This is a genomic window from Arachidicoccus sp. (genome assembly GCF_050436765.1).
Lineage (GTDB): Bacteria > Bacteroidota > Bacteroidia > Chitinophagales > Chitinophagaceae > Arachidicoccus.
Genome location: NZ_JBNQGD010000072.1, coordinates 1 through 5,635 on the forward strand (window position 1 = coordinate 1; position 5,635 = coordinate 5,635).

The 5,635-nt window shown below is 38.4% G+C and carries 2 protein-coding genes; both read right to left on the reverse strand.

The features are described 5' to 3' along the window. Positions 1–487: hypothetical protein (locus ACQR30_RS03155; protein WP_429731139.1), on the reverse strand; the 487-nt coding region annotated here is incomplete at its 3' end. Positions 488–527: 40 nt separating this feature from the next. Continuing rightward, positions 528–5,468: a hypothetical protein gene (locus ACQR30_RS03160; RefSeq protein WP_429731142.1), complete on the reverse strand. Its 4,941-nt coding sequence runs from the start codon at positions 5,466–5,468 to the stop codon at positions 528–530. Positions 5,469–5,635 lie beyond the last annotated feature (167 nt).

A 5,635-nucleotide genomic window follows, 5' to 3' on the forward strand; every position in this document is an offset into this window, starting at 1 on the left:
CCATTGTCGTTACTACCGGTCTATCATAAGCATCATAAATTGGTTGAGTGGCTAGTACGTGGGTGGTTAGCTCGCCATCACTGGTTTTTACCCAGGTCTTTGTCTGTGTCTGCAATGCAACACCACGATCATCAAAAAAGGCTTTGCTGTCTCCTATCAATTTGCCTGTCTCATCGAAACTGCGCGACTCTATCCAATTCATATTACTATCACTACTCCCAATAAGATTATCAGCCATAGGTATGGTTGAAAGGCCGGAAGGCAAGCCTATATATAAATGTACATTATTGCCTGATGGTATTGTAAATCCATTCTCCAACGCGATACTGTGTGTAGCATAAATAGATGATCCACCTGTATAACTGCTTAAAACAGTATCTACGGGGACAGACTGGCCATATAGGAAAGTAATATTAAAACAACATACCATTATTAATAGTATCTTGAAGTCGTCTTTAGTCCTAGTAATTTTAATTATGTTTCTCATTCAATTCAATTATTTGAGATAAATTAATGTACTCTATTCGCTATTGAGCCGGATATATTGGGCTCGGGCAAGCTGTTACAGCACTCCCCACAATACCGGTATTATATATCTGATAGATACTACTAGTATTAACACTATTGCCTCCTCCGTTAATATATCTCAACCACTTCTTATCCGTTATCGGTTGGGAGAGCTTTTGATCATAAAATAACTTCATACCGCTTGTAAAAGAAGTGGTATGAGAAAATACCTGAAGGGTATAAATTGAGCCAGTTACACACATAGATGATGTTGGCGTAGCATCACCCGCAATGTTAACCGTATAAGATGTAGCAGGAGCATATTCCACACTGCCTGCCGTAAACGTGGCATCCATATTCAATTGAACCGTAACCGGATTTTGGGTAGCGCCGCAATAATAATAAACACCATAAGAAGCACTATAATCAAATACAGGCCCACAGGAAAATTTCAAAGTGTGTGAACCGGCAGGAATAGAAGCAGTCAATACATTCGACGTTCCCGCAGCAGGAAAATTATATTGTACACCATCTAAAAGTAAATAAATATTGCTATTGGTGCTAGATGAAGCATTACTTAAGTAGATTTTGATAATTGGAGCAGATGCACCCAAGGCTGCACCATCATTATAAATTGTTTCACCTGTTTTATAAACACCTACACCCAGTTTCTCACGATATGTCGATATCAAACGACCCACACCATCATAATCATACCTTGTATATAGGTCATTGGCATCCAGTATGTACTTCAACTCCCCGGAAAATGGATCATATACATATGCGGTAGAAGAGCCGTCCTGCGGTTGAAAGCGAAAATCATCACCAAACACATCCGCACCACTTATATTCCTTAGTCCTACTTCCAACGTCTGACCCGCCGCTATATCACTTCCTTTAATCAATAAAGTAAGTAATGTCCAAGCTCCGGCTTTTCGCGTGCTTACCCCGGAACGTAGGGAAACTCCTTTCTGTGTGCCTCCAATAGAATAGTACAACTGTGCATTCGAGCTTGTGTCAGAGACCGGCTTTACCCATGCGTAGGCTAAATAAGATCTTCCTACGGTTAGATTATTTGTACCAATGGAATACACAAATCCTTTACCGCCTGCACTTATTTTCAAGGATTTAACGCCCGTGTGGGCATTCGAAGAATCGTTAACGACTATGCCATTGCCTGATTTTACTGCCCAAGGATTGGCCGTTTGTGTAATAGAGCCGTCTTCCGCTCCACTAAAGGCAATCTCTCCATATTTTGCAGCTGTTCCACTAGCTTCCACCTTCATACTATTATAATTCATATGGGTGGTTGCATAGTTGCCGTTAATATCTATACCCTCCAATGCCTTGGAATAGACGTCATAGCTTGTTATGGCGGATGTCTTTACCCAGTTGGCACCAGGATTGGAAGGATTTGTCCAAAAATCTGTAAAATTGGCTATTGGCGTAAGACCTGCATCTGTATGACCATCCTCCATCCAGGAGTAAGTATATTGTGGACGCCATACATCGCCATTAGTTGAATTATTCTGTGTTACAAGCGCACCGTTTATATCCAGGGAAGGGATCAGGTCTGACCAAGTATTGACTGATGCGCTTATAAGACCCAATTTATTGGTGTCGGAATCCACCTTATAAACATAAGTCCCTGCGCTTTGGGATAGCATATTCTTATTGGCAGCGTTACTCACTTTTAAACCCATGGAAGGATACTTCCGATATGCCGGAACGACTTCTGTTATTACTCTATTACCATAAGCATCGGTTGCTACTGTTTTTGTTACCGCTCCACTGTAAAAATCAAATCCTATATTCTCTGTAGTAGTTTTAGTACCATTTACATAATTAATCACCGTGGTTCCTGTCTGAATACTCGGATATTCTTCGCGTGCACTCATCGTGTAATCTTCGAAGGAATGAGTTGGGTAGTTAGCAATATAATTTTTATAAAAAATTATACTTTTAGCCTCCGCTAATCTTTCTTGTAAGAACCCCTGATAATTATAAATACTTAACCTTTCTTTATACTGATCCATAAATTGCTCAAAAGGCAAACTTTCTAACCCTTCGTCCAAATAATGATTTATTGTTTCTGAGAGCTTATGTCCTTTATTATCATATTGAATAATATGCTTTACAGCACCAATTGATTGGGTATATATTTTAGTAGTAATGTTTGCAACGGACGCTGAATCTACACTGTAAATAGAAGTTGAAATATTTGATCTATGGGGAGGATCTGCCACCCTGCCAACCATGTTGTCTCTTAGTACCGTGAATTGGTATAAGGTTTTACCTTCTATTTGTAAAGGGATAGCATCAACGCCGGCCTGTATTGTATTTGTAATTGAAACATCTTCATACATAATCTCCGGCACAGGAAATACCCTAGCCAAACTATATACTTCATCAGAGAATTTGCTTAAAGCGTTTCGGTAACGTTTATAAGCATTTTCACTATAGTTGTCTGTGCCTGCCAAAGAGTACCCAGAAACAGAAATCCCTTGAGGATCATAAGAAATAACGCCAGAGGAAAGATTCTGGTTATCAGTATTTGAATAATCGTAAGTTGTAGATGATATTTTTTCATTTGCATCTTCTGTGCTAATGGTACGGGTTCTGATTTCTCCAAACATATTATTTACAGCACCAACCGTAGGTGAAATATTTCCTCCTCGTACAATATAACTTGCATTAGGACTGTGGGTGTAAATAGAATTATATATTCCTTCAGTACCATACCCTTGATTAGTTAGTGTAGCATGAATAGTAGTATCAGCATCTATGGATGTAATAAGGTAATCAGATTCCACGAAATCTAGATATTCTGGGGTCAAGGGTAATCCACTTGAATTATAAGCCAATAGTATCTTACCTACACCGTTAACTTTAAAAAAATCCATCACATTATAACCGTAACCATTGACTTTAAATTTGATTTTATGATTTTGTGCATTAGCAGCGAAAGCACTATCATTAAGTACTGAAGATGTTGTAAAAGGCATATTACTTGGCAGTATTACTTTAGAATATGTCCCAGATTCATATTGAATTTTAACCACAGAACCTAATGGAGAAGTTACCTGTCTTAAATTCCACACATCTGCCGCTCTACTCGATGTTGGCGTAGTCATTTTAGCAACAATCTTATTTTCTGTAGCAATTATAGAACTATAATCGCTTTTGTAAAGCCCCCATTGATCATAGGCATCTTTATTATAAGGAGGGTTCTTTGTTGTGCGGATATTCTTGGTCCCATAACCCGAACTATTGTTGGCAACCTTATATACGCCCGGTGAAATGCTATCTGTTATGACTCCACAAAAACTAGGGAATGATTCATCCGTTTCCAATAGATCTCCCACCTTGAAATTATTATTAGATGTCGTTAAAGAAGACTGATTACTATTTGCGATAGCTGTTATGGTTGCATTACCTCTGATTATTTGATTTTCTGGCAAGCCATAATCAAATGTCGTTGGTGGTAAGAGATTCGCGCCGCCTTTACCGCGAGTAACCACATTTAACAATGTTAATTTTCCATATTTAAACATTGGGGAACCAAGGTTATAACTATTGGCAGTTCCTAAACACAAAGAATAATCATAGTTAAAATCGATAACCCTGATAGCTTTTGCTTCTATATTTCCACGACCAATTGCATCAATATCTGAATTATCAAGAACATTATTGACTAGGTCCTGGGTTCTCGAAGAACCTATTCCACCCGAGTTTGGATGTACAATAGCAGCATCTGCTATATTTAGCAAGTATATTTTATCTAAGCGGAGGCTCTGGGCGGAATTACTATCAAATATGCCATTATTTGCATAAGCATTACTAGAATATTTATCAAAGACAGTTGGTGAAGAGCCTTTACCGTCCTTGCGGATACTTTTTTCGAACAAGGCTATGTGACTTCTGGTACGAATAGCATTTAGATAATAAACTTCTTTGTGCCCCATAGAACAGTTCTGAAAATCATTATCCTCATCTCTATGAAAACCTTCTGATGGATTACGCCAAACATAATCATTGCTCCATTTTCCATATTCAAAATTTACCCAGTAACCCCAATCTCCTGCATCAGCAATATGATCATTATTTCTATCTACATAATCCGGCCCCGTAATAGTCGTTAAATACCAGGTATAAGCATATGCCTGCGTCTTCGTTTGTCGATTCATGGACAAATGCCCAGTTTCTTTTGTTCCTACTTTTTCCTGGTATGCTTCCTCACCGTAACTATAAGCGGGTAAGCCATAATTATAGGTTACCCCACTTTCATTAGTGATTGAAAATCCTTTAATCTGGTGGGAATCTACAATTCCTCCAGAGGGTCCTGTATGTGCACCCGATGAGTCGTAACCAGGACAGTTGCTGGGATAAATTTTTAATCCTACATCAATGTGTTTTGATCCTTCTAATCTATTCCCACCATTATAACCAGTGTTTCCATCCTCATTACCATATTGTGGAGAAGCGTCAAAAGGCGCATTTGCGTAATTATTATTAATATTATTATTTATATTATAATTCTGACGAAATGAATTTGAAAAATCTCCCTCGAAGCGGAAATATGGAAGAGAATCTTTACCTTTAGGAATATAATATGTGACATCTGAATACCCTGCATTGTTATTTAATGTCGCATCAAGGGTGGGCATTTTTAGTTCGGCTATAATTTGCTGATAACCCAAAGCAGCTGATTTATCCATCCAGTAAAGGGTGGAATCTTCAATTTGGGAGACCACATAACCTTTGCGCCAGCAATGGCCAAAGAAATATATGTTATTATCTCGCTTCGCATAAGAGGCCTGTGGAAAGCGCTTAGCCGCCAACTTGTAATTTTGCATACGACCCAAACCTTTGTAATACATATAAGCAGCAGAATATACACCCTCTGAATCGCCCAAGGCGAAGGTTTTTTGAAAATAACCATAAGCCTTGATGTAATCCATCGCTATACCCTTCCCAATTTTATATTGTAGTGCAAAGTGGTAAAACTTTTGAATGGCCAACCTCGTACTACCAGAATTTTTAATAGTGCAGACAACTTTTGTAACTTTTAGTTGTGGGAATAAATTCAAAGAAAATACCCGAGTTGGTATTGAGCAACATTCCGCTT